Consider the following 17,493-nt stretch of genomic DNA (forward strand, 5'->3'; position numbering starts at 1 on the left):
AGTCCCTATGCTCGCCCTTGGCAAATTGCTTGAGCTGACCCTCACCGATCACGAACCGGCCGAGAAGACCCAAGTGACACCCAAGGGCGCGCGTTTGCGGTGGCTGGGGGAGGGCGCGCTCGAAGTGCGTCCGGCCGAAAGCGAAGATTGCGGGCTGGACTTACTGTTGTCCGCCGGCATTCATGGCAACGAAACAGCGCCGATCGAATTGCTCGAGCGGCTGCTGCATGGCGTGGCCAACGGCAAGATCAAACCCAGGGCACGGGTGCTGTTCCTGTTCGGCAACCCGGCGGCGATCCGCAAGGGCGAGCGCTTTATCGAGCAGGACATCAACCGTTTGTTCAATGGCCGCCATGAGCTTTCCAGCGGTTTCGAAGCATTGCGTGCTGCCGAGCTGGAGCAGTTCGCCCGGGTGTTCTTCAGCAAGCCGGAGCGCAGCCGCCTGCATTACGACCTGCATACTGCCATCCGCGGTTCGAAGATCGAGCAATTCGCCTTGTACCCTTATAAAGAAGGGCGCAAGCACTCCCGTCGCGAACTGGTGCGCCTGGCGGCGGCAGGTATGGAAGCGGTATTACTGCAAAGCAAGTCGTCCATCACCTTCAGTGCTTTCACCTATGAACAGCTCGAAGCTGAAGCCTTTACCCTGGAGTTGGGCAAGGCCCGTCCGTTCGGCCAGAACGAGCAGGTCAATCTCGACAAGCTCGAAGAGCGGCTGATTCGCATTATCGAAGCTACCGAGCCAGAGGAAGAAAGTTCGCTGGATGGCCTGCAATTGTTCAGGGTTTCCCGCGAAATCATCAAGCACAGTGACAGCTTCCACCTGCACCTGCCGGCTGACATCGAAAACTTCTCCGAGCTGAGCAAGGGTTACCTGCTGGCTGAAGACCTGGCCGAGATGCGCTGGGTGGTCGAGGAGGAGGGCGCACGCATCATCTTCCCTAACCCCAAAGTCAAGAATGGCTTGCGCGCCGGCATTCTGATCGTGCCGGATTCGGGGCAGCGGCTGGGGTGAGAGCGGTGTCGCCTGTTTCGCGGGTGAACCCGCTCCTACGGGCATGGCGCCACATTAAGGCCTTGCACATACCTTGTAGGAGCGGGTTTACCCGCGAACCAGGCGACACAGTTTCGGATCCTATCCATGATGAAAACCTTTTAATTCACCGCCTGTTCCCTTTTCCCCTCCCTTAAGCGGTAATTGGCTTGCCAGTGGCGAAACACAGGATTTAGCATCCGGTCATGTCGTTTTCGTTTGCATAGCCCGAAAAACCGTCCAAACGATGGCTTCTATCGTATAAACACACTGCATCGAGACTGCAGGACCGATATAATGCGGCCCTTTGCCGTCGTTTCGTCGACGCGTTTGCCCAACAGGGCCGCCGTTTCCGTGGAAGAACCTATGAAAAGCGCAGAAATCCGTGAAGCCTTCCTTCGCTTCTTCGAAGAGCAGGGACATACCCGAGTCGCCTCCAGTTCGCTGATCCCGAACAACGATCCGACCCTGCTGTTCACCAACGCAGGCATGAACCAGTTCAAGGACTGCTTCCTCGGTGCGGAGAAGCGCGCCTACACGCGTGCTGTCAGCAGCCAGAAGTGCGTGCGTGCCGGTGGCAAGCACAACGACCTGGAAAACGTCGGTTACACCGCGCGTCACCACACCTTCTTCGAAATGCTGGGCAACTTCAGCTTCGGCGATTATTTCAAGCGCGACGCCATTACCTTCGCCTGGACCTTCCTGACGTCCGAGCAGTGGCTGAACCTGCCCAAGGAAAAGCTCTGGGTCACCGTCTACGCCACTGACGACGAAGCCTACGACATCTGGACCAAGGAAGTCGGCGTACCGGCCGAGCGCATGGTGCGCATCGGCGACAACAAGGGCGCCCCGTACGCCTCCGACAACTTCTGGACCATGGGCGATACCGGCCCGTGCGGCCCGTGCACCGAGATTTTCTACGATCACGGCGCGGATATCTGGGGCGGCCCACCCGGCTCGCCAGAAGAAGACGGTGACCGTTACATCGAGATCTGGAACAACGTTTTCATGCAGTTCAACCGCACTGCCGACGGCGTGTTGCACCCGCTGCCAGCGCCGTCGGTGGACACCGGCATGGGCCTGGAGCGCATCAGCGCCGTGCTGCAGCACGTGCATTCGAACTACGAGATCGACCTGTTCCAGAACCTGCTGGCTGCCGCAGCCAAGGCCATCGGTTGCAGCAATGATGGCCAGGCCTCGCTGAAAGTGGTCGCAGACCACATCCGTTCGTGCGGTTTCCTGATTGCCGACGGCGTGCTGCCGTCCAACGAAGGCCGTGGCTACGTGCTGCGCCGCATCATTCGCCGCGCTTGCCGTCACGGCAACAAGCTGGGCGCCAAGGGCAGCTTCTTCTACCAGATCGTTGCCGCACTGGCCGCTGAAATGGGCGAAGCCTTCCCGGAGCTGAAGAGCCAGCAAGCGCACATCGAGCGCGTGCTCAAGGCCGAAGAGGAGCAATTCGCCAAAACCCTGGAGCAGGGCCTGCGCATCCTCGAGCAAGACCTGGCCCAGCTGAAAGGCGACGTGGTACCGGGCGACGTGGTGTTCAAGCTGTACGACACCTATGGCTTCCCGATGGACCTGACTGCCGACATCGCTCGTGAGCGTGAGCTGACTATCGACGAAGCCGGCTTCGAGCGTGAAATGGACGCCCAGCGTGAGCGTGCCCGTTCCGCCAGCGCCTTCGGCATGGATTACAACAGCCTGGTAAAAGTCGACAGCGCCACCGAGTTCCTCGGTTACGATGCCACTGAAGGCCAAGGCAAGATCATCGCCTTGTACAAGGACGGCCTGTCCGTCGACCAGCTGAGTGTAGGCGAGCAGGGCGTGGTCGTGCTCGACCGCACGCCGTTCTACGCCGAATCCGGCGGCCAGATTGGCGATACCGGCTTCCTGCAGGCTGGCGCTGCACGCTTTGACGTGCGCGACACCACCAAGACCGGCGGTGCCTTCCTGCACCACGGCGTGGTTGCCAGCGGCGCGCTGGTGATCGGTTCGCCAGTCGAGGCCAAGGTCGATGCAGAGGTGCAACACGCCACCTCGTTGAACCACTCCGCCACTCACCTGCTGCACGAAGCGCTGCGCCAGGTGCTGGGTGAGCATGTACAGCAGAAGGGCTCGCTGGTCGACAGCCAGCGCCTGCGTTTCGATTTCAGCCACTTCGAGGCGGTGAAACCAGAGCAGATCAAGGCGCTGGAAGACATCGTCAACCGTGAAGTGCGCAAGAACACTGCCGTTGAAACCGAACTGACCGACATCGAAACGGCCAAGGCCAAAGGCGCAATGGCGCTGTTCGGTGAGAAGTACGGCGACACCGTGCGTGTGTTGAGCATGGGCGGCGATTTTTCGGTGGAATTGTGCGGCGGTATTCACGCCAAGCGCACCGGTGACATCAGCCTGTTCAAGATCATCAGCGAAAGCGGCGTGGCCTCTGGCGTGCGCCGTATCGAAGCCGTAACCGGTGCCGCTGCGCTGGCCTACCTGAACGCTGCCGAGGAGCAGGTCAAGGAAGCCGCGCAACTGGTGAAAGGTAACCGCGACAACCTGATCGACAAGCTGTCGGCTGTGCTTGAGCGCAACCGCCAGCTGGAGAAGCAGCTGGAACAGCTGCAGGCCAAGGCCGCCAGCGCCGCCGGGGACGATCTCTCCAACGCGGCTGTTGAGGTCAAGGGTGCCAAGGTCCTCGCCGCCCGCCTGGATGGGCAGGACGGCAAGGCCCTGCTGGCGCTGGTCGATCAGTTGAAGAACAAGCTCGGCCACGCAGTGATCCTGCTGGGCAGCGAGCATGAGGGCAAGGTTGTGCTGGTGGCCGGCGTGACCAAGGACCTCTCCAGCCAACTCAAGGCTGGCGATCTGATGAAACAAGCCGCTGCGGCGGTGGGTGGCAAGGGCGGTGGCCGTCCGGACATGGCCCAGGGCGGTGGCGTCGACGTCGCAGCTCTGGACCAGGCCCTGGCGCTGGCCGTGCCATTCGCAGAGCAGGGACTTTGAGATGAAGGGGTGGATGGTCTAGTAGCCACACAGGCCACTCCCGTCCACTCCTTCATGTTGGATTGTTATTTGGGGCCCTGTATGGGCTGAGGCACCATTGAAATGGCGTTGATCGTACAGAAATTTGGCGGCACCTCTGTCGGTTCCATCGAGCGGATCGAGCAGGTAGCCGAAAAGGTCAAGAAACACCGTGAAGCGGGCGACGACCTGGTGGTTGTGCTGTCGGCCATGAGCGGTGAAACCAATCGTCTGATCGACCTGGCCAAGCAGATTACCGATCACCCGGTTCCTCGTGAGCTGGACGTGATCGTGTCGACCGGTGAGCAGGTCACCATTGCCCTACTGACCATGGCCTTGATCAAGCGTGGTGTGCCAGCGGTGTCCTACACCGGCAACCAGGTGCGTATTCTCACCGACAGCTCGCACAACAAGGCGCGCATTCTGCAAATCGACGACCAGAAGATTCGTGCCGACCTCAAGGAAGGCCGCGTGGTCGTGGTTGCAGGCTTCCAGGGCGTCGATGAGCACGGCAGCATCACTACCCTGGGGCGTGGTGGCTCTGATACCACTGGCGTGGCCCTGGCGGCGGCGCTGAAGGCTGATGAGTGCCAGATCTACACTGATGTCGATGGTGTCTACACCACCGACCCGCGTGTCGTGCCACAGGCTCGTCGCCTGGAGAAGATCACCTTCGAAGAAATGCTGGAAATGGCCAGCCTCGGCTCCAAGGTGCTGCAGATCCGTTCGGTGGAGTTCGCCGGCAAGTACAACGTTCCGCTGCGCGTGCTGCACAGCTTCAAGGAGGGTCCGGGTACCCTCATTACCATTGATGAAGAGGAATCCATGGAACAGCCGATCATTTCCGGTATCGCCTTCAACCGTGATGAAGCAAAGCTGACCATTCGCGGCGTGCCGGATACCCCGGGCGTGGCCTTCAAGATCCTCGGCCCGATCAGCGCTGCGAACATCGAAGTCGACATGATCGTGCAGAACGTTGCGCACGATAACACCACCGACTTCACCTTCACCGTGCACCGCAACGAGTACGAGAAGGCGCATAGCGTGCTGGAAAACACTGCACGCGAAATCGGTGCCCGTGAAGTGATCGGCGACACCAAGATCGCCAAGGTCTCGATCGTTGGCGTCGGCATGCGTTCACACGCCGGTGTTGCCAGCCGCATGTTCGAAGCCCTGGCCAAGGAGAGCATCAACATCCAGATGATCTCCACTTCCGAGATCAAGGTTTCGGTGGTGCTCGAAGAGAAGTATCTGGAGCTGGCCGTACGCGCGCTGCATACCGCGTTCGATCTGGATGCTCCTGCCCGACAGGGCGAGTAAGGCGCTGCCTGGAAGGGCGCGGCTTGCCGCGCCCTTCGCGTTTCTGCTCGCCGCGCAGGCCCTGTCCTGCCCTGTGCGGCGAGTAACCAGGGCCTTGGTCGTCGTCCGCGACCTTGTCCCGAAATCCAAGACTGTTACCCCTGAATGTTTTGCGTAAGGAGAAAGCTATGTTGATTCTGACTCGTCGGTGCGCCGAGAGCCTGATCATTGGAGACGGCGAGATCACCGTGACGGTGCTTGGCGTCAAAGGCAACCAGGTGCGTATTGGCGTGAGCGCCCCGAAAGAAGTGGCAGTTCACCGCGAGGAAATCTACCTGCGGATCAAGAAGGAGAAGGATGAAGAGCCAAGCCTTTAATTTTTTTGAAGTTTTTTTCAAAAAAAGGGTTGCAAAGGTGAAAGAGGTTCTTTAATATTCGCCTCGTGTTGCGGTGAGGTGGCCGAGTGGCCGAAGGCGCTCCCCTGCTAAGGGAGTATACCTCATAAGGGTATCGGGGGTTCGAATCCCCCCTTCACCGCCATTATTCGCTTAGGGCGCTGTAAACGGCAAGAACGCTAAGTAGTTGATTTTAAACGAAAAAGTTCTTGCAAAAATGTTTCAGCGACCTATAATGCGCGGCAAGACACGGACTCATAGCTCAGCTGGATAGAGTACTCGGCTACGAACCGAGCGGTCGGAGGTTCGAATCCTCCTGAGTCCGCCACTTTTGAAGTGGCTTTGCTTAAAAGCTGCTTCAAACAACCAGTGGTAATCTGGTCTAAAACTACCAATTGCGGACTCATAGCTCAGCTGGATAGAGTACTCGGCTACGAACCGAGCGGTCGCAGGTTCGAATCCTGCTGAGTCCGCCACTTTTTGAAGTGGTTCTGCTTGCAAAGCTACTTCAGTAAACCAGTGGTAATCTGGTCTAAAACTACCACCACGGACTCATAGCTCAGCTGGATAGAGTACTCGGCTACGAACCGAGCGGTCGCAGGTTCGAATCCTGCTGAGTCCGCCACACCCCATCAAAAAGCCCGCTCAATAGAGCGGGCTTTTTGTTTGTGCGCCAATGAATTCTTGATCATGTCGATCTACGCTCTTCTGTAATGATTGCGGTGTAGCTTGGAGCCGCTGTGCGGCCTCAAAAATCAAATGTGCTTTCTCATCCACAACAACCGTCGCACTGATAGCTTCGAGCGTTGTCCCAGCTTTATCACGCAAACGATTGTTCTGGCCAAAAATTTAAGCGATCTGACAGCTTTAGCAGTGTATGATTGCGCCCGTCAGCCCCGCCGGGGCTTGTGGAAAACCACCATGGACTTACCCAGTAGTTACTCGCTAACAAGATTCATACAGAAAGATCTGACCGATTGATTCCCTCGGCGTGCTCCGCTGCTGGGAGTGGAGTTCGCCTATGACTGAAGTAGAAGTTAAAAAAGCGCAAGAAAGCCTGCAGGATCGCCTGGCCCAGGTGGTCGAACTGCTGCAGCGTCAGCGTATGGTCGAAGACCTGACCCATCGCCAGGAAGGCGCGCACAACGACCTGGTGGAAAACCTGGTCCACCGTCAGAACCTCGTCGAGCTGCAGCGCAAGCTCGATGACCTGCACCCCGCCGACATCGCCTATATCCTCGAAGCCTTGCCCCTGGAAGATCGTCTGACGGTCTGGCAACTGGTGCGCTCGGAGCGCGATGGCGACATCCTGCTGGAAGTTTCCGATTCGGTTCGCCAGTCGCTGATCGCCGACATGGACGATCACGAGCTGCTGGCTGCCGCCAAGGAGATGGACGCCGACGAACTGGCCGACCTCGCCCCAGAGCTGCCGCGCGACGTTGTTCACGAGCTGATGGAGACCCTCGATGCCCAGCAACGCGAACGGGTGCGTTCGGCGCTGAGCTACGACGAGGAGCAGGTCGGTGCGTTGATGGACTTCGAGATGGTCACCATCCGCGAGGACGTCAGCCTGGAAGTGGTTCTGCGCTACCTGCGCCGCCTGAAAGAACTGCCGAACCACACCGACAAATTGTTCGTGGTCGATTACGACGGCATCCTCAAGGGGGTATTGCCGATCAAGCGCCTGCTGGTCAACGACCCGGAGAAAAAGGTCGCGGAGGTCATGGCGACCGACCCCGTCTCCTTCCAGCCCGAGGAAGATGCCTACGATGCAGCGCAGGCTTTCGAGCGTTATGACCTGGTATCCGCCCCGGTGGTGGACAAGAGCGAACGCCTGATCGGCCGTCTGACCATCGACGAAATGGTTGACCTGATCCGTGAGGAAAGCGAGAGCGAAGTCCTCAACATGGCGGGTCTGCGTGAAGAGGAAGATATTTTTGCCTCGGTCTGGCGTTCGTTCCGCAACCGTTGGGCGTGGCTGGCAATCAACCTGATTACCGCGTTCGTTGCTTCGCGAGTGATCGGGTTGTTCGAAGGTTCGATTGAAAAGCTGGTGGCGTTGGCTGCGTTGATGCCGATCGTTGCGGGTATTGGTGGCAACTCTGGTAACCAGACCATCACGATGATCGTCCGCGCCATGGCCCTGGATCAAGTATCGCCAGGCAATACCAGCCGCTTGATGCGTAAGGAGTTGGCTGTGTCGCTGATCAACGGCCTGGTGTGGGGCGGAGTGATTGGTGCGGTGGCTTTCTGGCTGTATGGCAGCTGGTCGCTGGGGGTGGTGATGACCGCAGCGATGACCTTGAACCTGTTACTGGCGGCGCTGATGGGCGTGCTGATCCCGATGACATTGGCCCGCTTGGGTCGCGACCCTGCGATGGGGGCGAGCGTGATGATCACTGCTGTGACTGACAGCGGTGGCTTCTTCATCTTCCTTGGGTTGGCTACGCTGTTCCTGCTGTAAGCCGATCCTCCCTGTGGGAGCAATCCCACAGGGGAATGCGATTGCTGCCAGTCAGTCGCCGACAAAAAAGCCAGCTTACGCTGGCTTTCTTGTGTTCGCGCAGGCCTCAGGAAGCGTCTGCGGCCATTTCCACATCGTGAGCGATGAGGGCGACCAGAGCGTTCTGCTGGCGGTGGGACAGTTGGCGGAAGCGCTGCAGCAACTCGCGCTCATGCAGGGACAGCTCTGGGCTGTCCAGACGCATGCTGAGCTCGTCACCCAGCGCGCCTTCCTGGATAAGGCTCTGTTCCAGGCGTGCGATGATCTCGGAGTTCATGCTGCGGTGGTGGTTGCGCGCTACCTCGGCAATGCGCTCACGCATTCCGTCTGGCAGGCGGACGACGAACTTGTCAGCGGTGCGGCTCGAATAAATAGCCTGTTTCATTGGGCGCATATAAATTGACCGGAGTTTGGTTCAGGGGAAGCGGTTCTCAAATTGGCCGCACGGGATGGAAGTACGACCGTGGCGACGACAAAATGTTCAACCGCCAGTGAAAAATGGATGCTCATCTTGCCTCAAGGTCGCCGTTTGCTTGGCGTCAATTATGTGACAAATAGTGAGCCGGATAAAGGCTTTATGCCAGTACCAATTATCAGAAATGAGCACTGGTTTGAAAAGTTTCACATGCTCTGGCTAGCCTGGCCGTCAGTCATTTGCCGTCAACAATTGGTAAAACCCAGAAAAATGCCCGGAAAAGCCCTAGAATGCGCCGGTTCCCTCCATAGAGCATAGTGGCTATGCAACATGACGCAAGCGACCGCCGATCAGGGACAGGCCGGTTGATATTTCTGGTTGGGCCGTCGGGTTCCGGGAAGGATTCCCTGATCGACGCTTCGCGTGAGCAACTGGCCGTCGCCGGGGTAGAAATAGCCCGCCGGGTCATCACTCGGTCGGCCGAAGCCAAAGGCGAAGCTGCCCAAGGGGTCACGCCCGAGCAGTTTGATACCTTGCGTGCGCAGGGTGCGTTTGCCATGCACTGGCGGGCCAATGGCCTGGACTATGGCATACCCCGGCAGGTGGACCAGTGGTTGGCGGCGGGGAGGCCGGTACTGGTGAATGGCTCGCGGGCTTATCTGGCAGTGGCCCGTCAGCGCTATCCGGACTTGCTGGTCGTGTTGGTCCAGGTCAAGCCTGAGGTGCTGCGCCAGCGCTTGCTGGCCCGGGGCCGGGAAACCACAGAAGAAGTGGAGCAGCGCCTGGCGCGCAGCGCACGCTTGCAGGCTGCAGCCGACCCGTCGGTGCATGTGCTGGATAATTCTTCCACGCTGGAGGCGGCGGTCGCTGCATTCTTTTCGCTGCTTCGCAATCAGGGCGTGCTACCGCGGGGATAGCAGCCGCAGAAAAGGATTACGCGAAAAAGCCCAGTTGAGGCATGACAAACGCCAGCATGCTGGTTAACATGCTGGCCATCCCGCTGTGCAGCGCTCGCTGCCGGTCGTAGCGTCTCAGTAGCTCAATTGGATAGAGCATCCCCCTCCTAAGGGGAAGGTTGCAGGTTCTTATCTGGGGTAGGGTGTAGTCTCCTATTGAGATCAACAGTCCAACTGCTCTGAGCTTCAAGTTGAAAGGTGGGATGTCCATGGGGAGTGGGATGAGGCTTGCCTTTCCTAAGTCCTTGGTTTTGCGTAAGATACAGAGCTCGTTGTCTCCTTAGTTTAACGGATAGAACAAGCCCCTCCTAAGGGCTAGATGCTGGTTCGATTCCAGCAGGGGACGCATTCTTTGTGGCGCCATTCAGCTCCACTTCTCCGACACGCAGCTCGCTCCTAGCTCTCGTCTACCTTTCTTAGTCGATCGAAAATCTCTAGCCTGGGTTGCTAACGGCGACAGATTGTTTGGTGCTCCCTCGTGACCTGATCACATTCACGACCATGTGCTCCTTGCAGAGAAACGGCTAAGCGCTTACCTCAGGGGGCATCACGGATCGGTGACGTCGCGTCGTCGCTTACGCTACTTCTGGGTGCTAAGCATCTGCTATCACATCTGTGAAATCATATTTCTCACTCTCGGCCTCCCTGAGCGATTCGCTTCATTCCAGATCCTTCCAGATTCTCCCAACAGTCGAGCGCGAAAGGCCCAGGGCCTCGTAGATTTCCTTCTGAGTTTTCCCTTCAGATTTCAAAGATCGAACGGCATCAATTGTCTCTTGGGAGTGCCGCTTGCCGGCTTTTTCAGGCACAAGCTGGCCGTTGACGATGTGATTGGAAATTTTCGCTACCAAGCCTGAGCTCTCTAGGCTGCGGAGCTCTTTTGCCAAGCCCTTCAATAGCTCTGACGGGGTGACCCCTTCATCGGTGCTCGTGGCTAAGATTTGTAGAGCTAAAGGATGTACACCCAAGCTGAAGGCAACTTTCTGAAGGGTCTCAATCGTCACGCCTGTCTTTGCGTTCTCGAGATTGAAAAGGGTGCGGGTTTCGATTTCAGGGACTGCTTCCCTGGCGAGACCTCGCTGAGCTCTTATCGAGCGTAGTACGGCCGCGAGGGCTTCCCTCGTGAGCATTCTCTATCCTCAAATCCGAGAATACAGCCACATTGATCAATCTCGCGCCATGAATTATATTTCCGTATCTGACGCATTTGCGTCGGAGCGGATCTTTGAGGTGAGTCGCCCGGCTTTGATAATTCTTCTGAATTGGCGGCTCGTGCAGCGCCTATGGGGCGGCCGCTTGTTGTTCGTATTTGATCTTTGCCGGGTGCAAGGGTCGTGAAGAAAGGTGAGGGCAGTGTTTGTAACGTACGGGAATGAGCTCCAAGGGCAGTTCAACGCACCAGATGGTAGTCGTATGCTTTGGAAATCAGTGGATGTCAGTCTGCGCGCATACTCCTTCCTCGTGGAGGGTGTGGGTCTGCAAGATGGTCGTATCGGGCCGGTTGCGCATTTGGTCGACGACGTCCCCACGCTCCAGATGATGCAGTCCGCAGAGACAAATAACCTGGTTAACGTCAGCAAGATCCATTTGATCACTCCTCCTTCAAAGAACGATCACGGCAAATACTTCATGGAGGTACTCGCTGAAATTCGAATCGTGCCCGGTACTGAAGAGAAGCCGGTCTACGAGTTTTTGACTGAAGATGGTCGTCTCTACACCAGCGCTCATGCGTAAGCATCGCTCTGGAGAGTAGGCATGCCGATTTCGATTGAAGACGCCTTCCGGTTTCTCTACGGAGAGGGGGAGAAGGTCTCGGGTTGGAGCAGCGATCCAGAGGAGCTCGTTAGCCTGGCCCAGCAGATGTTTCCCGGTAAACCTTACTGCCTGGTGAAGCGTTGGGCAGTTGCTGAGATGTCGGGGCCAGAGAAAGAGTTGGCTGCGCTCGCGTCCGAGGGGTTACTCACGACGTTGGTGTTCGCGCACCAGGTCGTTCGAGATAGCCGCAACCGTTTTTCTCCTGGGTACTGGGTGCGCAGCAACTTCGGGATCTCGCACAATCACCCATGCATATTCGAAACGAGGAGCACGGTTTACCTTCTGCTAGGTGATGGCTGCAGGAAGCGCGCTACCCTTGACACGATTTTTTCACTGCGACCCTAGCTCAATCCGACAGCTAGCCCGGCTTCCCTTCGATGAAGCCTTGGAGAAGCGATCCATGCAATGCTGCTCGGGAGCGAGAGAGCTGATGAGAGTTTTGATCTACTCAGATCTGCATTTGGAATTCAAGGGCTTCGAGCCTCCCCAAGTCGATGCAGATTTGGTGGTGCTCGCGGGTGACATTTCGGTACGCGTTCAGGGTGTGGTATGGGCCAACGAGACCTTCAAATGTCCAGTCATCTACGTCCCAGGGAACCACGAATACTACAAGGGCGGCCACCTGGATCGTACGCTCATCAAGATGAAGGAGGCGGCGGAGGAGCATGTGCATGTCCTCGACAACGAATGCATTGTCATTGGTGATACCCGATTTCTGGTTACCACTGCCTGGACAGACTTCACCTCAACCGGCGATTACAAAAAAGCCATGTATGAGTGTTGGGAGTGGATGAATGACTTCAGGGTTATCCGGAGCGGGGAGGGTTTCAGGAAGCTTCGCCCCGTCGATCTCATCGCTCGGAACATTACCGCTCGCGAGTTTCTTGCCACAGAGCTCGCTAAGGACTTCGAGGGAAAGACGGTTGTGGTTACTCACCACTGCCCGATCCAAGAGGTAGCTGGTGATGGACACGTGGGCCATCTCGGTGCTGCGTATTTCAACCAATGGCATGCCCTAATTTCGCAGGCTGATGCCTGGATCTTCGGTCATACCCATCACGCGGTCGACACGGTCGTTTCGGGATGTCGGCTCGTTTCGAACCCGAAAGGGTATCCAGGTGAAAACACGGGCTTTTCACCGGAGCTAATCATTGAGATCTAAGCGCCTCCTGGAGCGCAGGCTCTCAGGGAGGTTGTTGATTTGGACGCAGGAGCGCAAGAACACATGACAGATGAGATCATCAGCTATCCAGGTGAAGAGCCATCGATTCTTCAGCTCACGCGCATCATACAAGCGATGGGTCAGCAGTACTCTATGCCGATTACTGCCTATCTGAGCGACGCAGAAATTTCGAACGATTGCGCAGTCGGGGTCGTGGTTGGTCAAATCGTTCCAGGGCTCATTGAGAGGCGCACAGGGGCATATTTGCTGACGACGACGCCGATCTTCTCGTTGATCAGAGTAGAGCGCTTCTGGGTGGTTGTTACAAAAGCTGGGAATTTTGTCCTGACTTCATTCAAGCGTGGAGCGGGCCGGAAGAGTCTTCGAGCACTGATCGTAACCTCTGACCAACCTGACGCATCTTCGGAGCGCGAGCCAGGCGCCTTTGCGGGCGCCTGAAAGGTCGAACATACGGATCAGTTGAGCGTCGTGAGAAGTGTGCGCAAAAAATCCTGACGGCGATGAATCGAGCTCAGAATCACGTAGTCGCGTTCGCCATCTGGTGATAGATGACCACACTCCATTAGGCCGATGATGTAACCCTCCGCCTTGCCTCGGGCCTCGCGCAGGTCTTGCTCTGTTGTTGATTTGTGGATGTCATCCACCAGGCGTTTCCAACGCTCGGCTTGGCGTTTGCCGGCTCGGTCGCAGGAGAAAGTAGGAGCGTTAAGGAGTGATTCGTAATAACCGGGCGCAGCTAGCGTGCTCAAGCGGGATGCTCCAGAGATTGAACTTGAGGCAAGGTTATCATGCGTATACTCAATCGCCTGTTACTGCCACGGCAGAGGCTGGCTCCTCGAGGGGTATTCAAACCTGAGCACTGAACTGTGGAGTCCCGCCAGGTCGAGACCAGGACGATGCCCATGCGTTGAAAGGTGGAGGAGGTGCTGAATGAAGGTCACACAAGCAGCTCAGCTCGATGGGATCATTGATGTGGCATGCGATGTATGCGGGATGTCCACACGAAATGGTGACGGTGAGCTTCAGTACGGAACGATGCATGCCTCATGGGGCAGGGGCTCAGCGCATTGCGGCGAAACGTATGAGCTTCATCTTTGCGAAACCTGCTTCTTTTCTCAAGTGGCGGAGATGAAGCGGGCGCGGTGGCTCGCTGTGATGTTCGATGAGGAGGGTAATTCGAGTTTAGGTGATGACACTTATGGCCGGGTTAAAAAGCCTACCCGAGACGATGTCGAGCCTAGCTGACCGCTACGCAGATCTCGATTTAGGTCAAATTATGGCGCAGCAGTAATTATGACTGAGGAATAATTTCCCCTTACTTTGAGCAATCTGCCGTGACCGATTTTGACCTTAAGGGCTTCGATGCGAGCGTCCGCATGCTCCTGTTGTTAACGCGTGTAGCGGACACTCGATCAGCTGAGAAAACTTTAGGTGTGCCATTGCACACTCAACCTTGTGTAGTGGGCAATCGGTGGACGCGTTGCTATGCGCGATCACCAAGCCAACCTTTAGAGATGCTGCTGTGAGAGAGGGACTCAGAACTAAGCAACTCGTAGGTGCACCTGGAGGGTGAGCCGCTGATACCATAAGGCCATTATCACCGCTGTACTCACATTCACCATGATTGGGTAAATGCAATGGCTGACGCTGCAGGGAAGTATTTAGACGTCTATCGGAGCTGGCAGCAGCACCTCTTTAACTTCAACCTGGATGACAGAGAGACAGAGACGCCAGGCTTACGTAAACCGCAGCTTGCCGCTCTGTATGCATCGCTGGGCCACCTCGTGATGTCCCCAGGCACGACCGCGACGATCGTGATGCCAACAGGGACAGGCAAGACGGATACCATGCTGGGACTGCTAATTGCTGGGCGGTTGGCTAGAACATTGGTGCTCGTTCCGACTGATCCCCTGCGCTCGCAGTTTTCTGAAAAATGCGTTGGGCTGAAGAAGCTGCGGGAAATCGGTGCTGTGTCGGACACGGCATTGAACCCTGTCGTGAGAGCGATCAGCTCAGGTATGCAGGTTGAAGAAATTCAACAGCTCGCCGAAGCAAACGTGATCGTGGCCACCCCTCAAGCGCTGCAGTTTTTTAGCAATGAAGCTTTGGAGGCGTTGGCTGGGCTTTGTACTCATCTAGTCGTAGATGAAGCGCACCACGTAGCTGCAATGACGTGGAGCAGGGTGAAGACAGCTTTTAAGGAAAGGCCTTGCTTGCAGTTCACTGCTACGCCTTTCCGGGAAGACAGCCAGCCTCTTGACGGCAAGATCATCTATAACTATCCGCTGAAGGATGCCCAGAACGATGGTTACTTCAAGCCAATCGAGTTTCACCCCGTGCGCGAGTACGACCTAGACCTCGCTGACCAAGCAGTTGCAGATAAGGCTGTTGAGCTGTTGCGCAAGGATCGTGGGCAGGGTTTCAATCATCTACTTTTGGTAAGAGCACGAACACAGGCGCGTGCTATCAAGCTGTTCTCACTTTACGAAAAACACGAAGATCTCTCGCCTGTACTCATCCACAGCAAGGTACCGAACCGAGACAGGCTACTGGACGAAATCGTCGCGAAGAAGCACAAAATCATCGTATGCGTTGACATGCTGGGCGAGGGTTTTGACCTGCCAGAGCTGAAGATTGCGGCTATTCACGATCAGCACCAGAGCCCAGCTGTAACGCTACAGTTTATCGGACGGCTGACCCGGGTTAGTAAGGAGTTGGGTGACGCGAAATTTGTTTCGAACATTGCGAATCAAAGAGTCGACTCCCAAATGGCCGCGCTCTACAAGGAGAGTGCTGACTGGAGTGCAGTGATTCGAGATGTGAGCCAAGAAAAAATTGCTCGCGAAATCGAGAAGGAAGCATTCACGGAGCAATTTTCCGATGATGCAGATGCCGAAGATATTTTTGGGTTGAACCCCAACCCCAAGGTCAGCGCGGTGGCCTACCATGTCGAGCTCGAGAACTGGCGTCCAGAGAAAGCCCATTTCTTCGCTCAAAGCAAGAAACAACGAGATTTCGTCTCCATCAACGAAGCGTCAGATACCATTATAGTAGTAGCGCAACAGGAGACACCCGTCAGTTGGGCTAAGACATCAGCGATTGTGGATACCAACTGGGTTATCTACATGGCCTACTACCACGTCCCCGATAGAACGCTTTTCGTGCACACGTCTGGTGATGAAAAGGAGGCGACTCGATTTTTGAAGTTAATTGCCAAGGATCCCAAAAGAATCAATGGCGAGCCTGTCTTCCGTACTCTACATGATATCAAGCTCATGAGGCTGCAGAATGTGGGGCTTTCTAGGGCGCGTAAAGATCTTAAATTTACGATGCACGTCGGACGGGACGTCAACACGATCATCCGCGACATTGAGACCGGAGCAGCGAAGAAATCCAATATCTTCGCGACTGGATACGAGGATGGGCAGCGGGCCACCGTTGGGTGTTCACACAAGGGAAAAATTTGGGAGATGAACTCTTCCACGGTGAGCTACTGGATCGAGTGGTGCAAGCGCGCCTCTAGCAAGCTGAACAATAAAGACATTACTCCAGCAGACATTCTCAAGGATGTAATGCGCGCCGATAAGATCGAAGCTGCTTGGCCAACTGGGCTTTTCTATGCCGATTGGCCTGAGTCTATTGAGATTGAAAACGAGCAAAGGATTTCACTTGAGTTTGAGGGTGAGGTCTACAACCTACTCGATGTCGAGCTTGGTAAACCTCGGAGAACCAATGATCTGACGCTGGACGTGGCTGTCATTGCCATAGCCGAAGATGGGACTGAGCGTGAGCTTCCAGATATCACTGTACGGTTACTGGAGGACAGCTACAAATTCTCTTGCCCTGGAGTTAAGATCATTTTCTCTGAAGCGAACTCCTTCGAGCAGTACTTGGACGCCCATCCGTTGGTATTTTTGGCGGTTGACGGTTCGATGGTTGAGGGCAATTACCGCTTCTACACTACCAAGAGCTTGGACTTGAAGCTGCCGATAGGACTGCTCGAGGCTTGGGAATGGGGCGACACCCCGATCCATAAAGAGTCCATGAAGGCCGCTGGTGACTTGAATACCGTTCAAGGTTTCACCTACAGTCGTATCAAGGATGATTACTCATTCATTTTTAATGACGATGGCAAAGGTGAGATCGCGGATCTGGTGGCGATCAGAGAGAGCAAAGACGCAATCTACGTAGACCTATATCATTGCAAGTACTGCCCACAGAAGGACGGTAAGGCTCAAGCGGGTGCTCGAGTGGACGATGTCTATGAAGTCTGCGGGCAAGCTTCACGGTCAGTAAAATGGCTGCATACAGAGAAAAAATTCTTCGATCGCATGATGGAACGTTACCAAAAGGGATTGCCGAAAAAATTCGACCGAATCCTGAAGGGTACCCCAATGGATTTAGAACTGCTCCGTAACAAGTGCCACGATCACGAGATGATCTTCAAATTTGTGATCGTGCAGCCTGCCATTTCTAAAGAAAAGGTATCCGCGGATCAGTTGGCTGTCCTCGGCACAAGCTATTCATACATCAAAAGTGTGTCTGGTTCTGAAGTGAGAGTCATAACTAATCAGTAAGAGTGCGTGCAAACTAGGCTCAGTGGGGGAGGTGCTCCACTGAACCTTGAACTGTTCCGTCACCTCTACACAAAGGGCTGGCCTCATATCTCGCCCAGCCTCATTTGTCTCAAGGTTCCCTCGTGGAGGTTTTGCCTCATCAGGCCCCGCAACCGCTCGATTTGGTTCTTTATCGGACACGACCCGGCCCCGTGCCACGCCGAATACGATTGGTGTATGAATTTTTGTTGAAGAAACTCGGCGACGCAGATCTCTTTCCAGGTGGGCCTTTGTCGGCGTTAGGGCGCTTTAAGGCTGAGCGTTAGTAA

15 protein-coding genes and 5 tRNA genes are annotated in these 17,493 nt (G+C 56.0%); 17 read left to right on the top strand and 3 right to left on the bottom strand.

Translation table 11 applies throughout. The features are described from left to right. The first annotated feature begins 7 nt into the window (after window positions 1-7). From astE to mgtE, 9 genes are all read left to right on the top strand, one after another. Window positions 8-1,015, top strand: coding sequence for a succinylglutamate desuccinylase (gene astE, locus QCL51_RS06755; protein WP_021785135.1), 1,008 nt, complete (start codon window positions 8-10; stop codon window positions 1,013-1,015). Window positions 1,016-1,399: 384 nt separating this feature from the next. After that, a complete protein-coding gene (alaS, locus tag QCL51_RS06760; protein WP_338444651.1) occupies window positions 1,400-4,024 on the top strand; it encodes an alanine--tRNA ligase in 2,625 nt (874 codons plus the stop codon). 102 nt (window positions 4,025-4,126) lie between these two features. Continuing rightward, window positions 4,127-5,362 (top strand): aspartate kinase, encoded by a 1,236-nt coding sequence (locus QCL51_RS06765; RefSeq protein ID WP_021785137.1) that lies wholly within the window; start codon window positions 4,127-4,129, stop codon window positions 5,360-5,362. Window positions 5,363-5,529: 167 nt separating this feature from the next. Beyond that, a complete protein-coding gene (gene csrA / locus QCL51_RS06770) occupies window positions 5,530-5,718 on the top strand; it encodes a carbon storage regulator CsrA (RefSeq protein WP_003254503.1) in 189 nt (62 codons plus the stop codon). Between the two features lie 72 nt (window positions 5,719-5,790). Next, window positions 5,791-5,881 (top strand) — tRNA-Ser (locus QCL51_RS06775). Window positions 5,882-5,987: 106 nt separating this feature from the next. Next, window positions 5,988-6,064: transfer RNA gene (locus QCL51_RS06780), tRNA-Arg, on the top strand. A gap of 71 nt (window positions 6,065-6,135) precedes the next feature. Beyond that, window positions 6,136-6,212 (top strand) — tRNA-Arg (locus tag QCL51_RS06785). Window positions 6,213-6,284: 72 nt separating this feature from the next. Beyond that, window positions 6,285-6,361: transfer RNA gene (locus QCL51_RS06790), tRNA-Arg, on the top strand. Between the two features lie 396 nt (window positions 6,362-6,757). Then, window positions 6,758-8,200 (top strand): magnesium transporter, encoded by a 1,443-nt coding sequence (gene mgtE, locus QCL51_RS06795; protein WP_003254500.1) that lies wholly within the window; start codon window positions 6,758-6,760, stop codon window positions 8,198-8,200. A 106-nt stretch (window positions 8,201-8,306) separates the two neighbouring features. Here mgtE and QCL51_RS06800 read toward each other — a convergent pair whose 3' ends face one another. After that, the gene (locus tag QCL51_RS06800) at window positions 8,307-8,633 is read right to left on the bottom strand and encodes an Arc family DNA-binding protein (RefSeq protein WP_003254499.1); all 327 of its coding nucleotides are present in this window, start codon (window positions 8,631-8,633) and stop codon (window positions 8,307-8,309) included. Between the two features lie 69 nt (window positions 8,634-8,702). On the opposite strand from QCL51_RS06800, the gene QCL51_RS06805 reads away from it, so the two are divergent. The 3 genes from QCL51_RS06805 (at window position 8,703) to QCL51_RS06815 (ending at window position 9,956) form a co-directional block, all read left to right on the top strand. Further along, complete coding sequence (locus QCL51_RS06805) at window positions 8,703-8,972, top strand: hypothetical protein (RefSeq protein WP_135192500.1); 270 nt, start codon at window positions 8,703-8,705, stop codon at window positions 8,970-8,972. A gap of 5 nt (window positions 8,973-8,977) precedes the next feature. After that, the gene (phnN, locus tag QCL51_RS06810; RefSeq protein ID WP_338444652.1) at window positions 8,978-9,571 is read left to right on the top strand and encodes a phosphonate metabolism protein/1,5-bisphosphokinase (PRPP-forming) PhnN; all 594 of its coding nucleotides are present in this window, start codon (window positions 8,978-8,980) and stop codon (window positions 9,569-9,571) included. A gap of 313 nt (window positions 9,572-9,884) precedes the next feature. Further along, a tRNA-Arg gene (locus QCL51_RS06815) sits at window positions 9,885-9,956 on the top strand. Between the two features lie 313 nt (window positions 9,957-10,269). On the opposite strand, the gene QCL51_RS06820 is transcribed toward QCL51_RS06815, so the two are convergent. Beyond that, window positions 10,270-10,740 carry an XRE family transcriptional regulator gene (locus tag QCL51_RS06820; RefSeq protein WP_338444653.1) on the bottom strand — a complete coding sequence of 157 codons (471 nt, stop codon included), beginning with the start codon at window positions 10,738-10,740 and terminating at the stop codon, window positions 10,270-10,272. A gap of 283 nt (window positions 10,741-11,023) precedes the next feature. On the opposite strand from QCL51_RS06820, the gene QCL51_RS06825 reads away from it, so the two are divergent. The 3 genes from QCL51_RS06825 (at window position 11,024) to QCL51_RS06835 (ending at window position 13,046) form a co-directional block, all read left to right on the top strand. Next, on the top strand, window positions 11,024-11,344 hold the full coding sequence (locus QCL51_RS06825) for a hypothetical protein (protein ID WP_338444654.1): 321 nt from the start codon (window positions 11,024-11,026) through the stop codon (window positions 11,342-11,344). Between the two features lie 511 nt (window positions 11,345-11,855). Then, the gene (locus QCL51_RS06830; RefSeq protein WP_338444655.1) at window positions 11,856-12,587 is read left to right on the top strand and encodes a metallophosphoesterase; all 732 of its coding nucleotides are present in this window, start codon (window positions 11,856-11,858) and stop codon (window positions 12,585-12,587) included. 63 nt (window positions 12,588-12,650) lie between these two features. Next, the gene (locus QCL51_RS06835; protein WP_338444656.1) at window positions 12,651-13,046 is read left to right on the top strand and encodes a hypothetical protein; all 396 of its coding nucleotides are present in this window, start codon (window positions 12,651-12,653) and stop codon (window positions 13,044-13,046) included. Window positions 13,047-13,063: 17 nt separating this feature from the next. Here QCL51_RS06835 and QCL51_RS06840 read toward each other — a convergent pair whose 3' ends face one another. Beyond that, window positions 13,064-13,357, bottom strand: a complete 294-nt coding sequence (locus QCL51_RS06840; protein ID WP_338444657.1) for a hypothetical protein — start codon at window positions 13,355-13,357, stop codon at window positions 13,064-13,066. A gap of 181 nt (window positions 13,358-13,538) precedes the next feature. Between QCL51_RS06840 and QCL51_RS06845 the strand changes: the two genes are divergently transcribed. Together QCL51_RS06845 and QCL51_RS06850 are read left to right on the top strand one after the other, a co-directional pair. Continuing rightward, the gene (locus tag QCL51_RS06845; protein ID WP_338444658.1) at window positions 13,539-13,853 is read left to right on the top strand and encodes a hypothetical protein; all 315 of its coding nucleotides are present in this window, start codon (window positions 13,539-13,541) and stop codon (window positions 13,851-13,853) included. Window positions 13,854-14,245: 392 nt separating this feature from the next. Next, entirely contained in the window at window positions 14,246-17,185 is a 2,940-nt protein-coding gene (locus tag QCL51_RS06850) for a DEAD/DEAH box helicase family protein (RefSeq protein WP_338444659.1), read from the top strand. Window positions 17,186-17,493: the final 308 nt, after the last annotated feature.

This window comes from Pseudomonas sp. LTR0 (assembly GCF_036630035.1).
Classification (GTDB): domain Bacteria; phylum Pseudomonadota; class Gammaproteobacteria; order Pseudomonadales; family Pseudomonadaceae; genus Aquipseudomonas; species Aquipseudomonas putida_Y.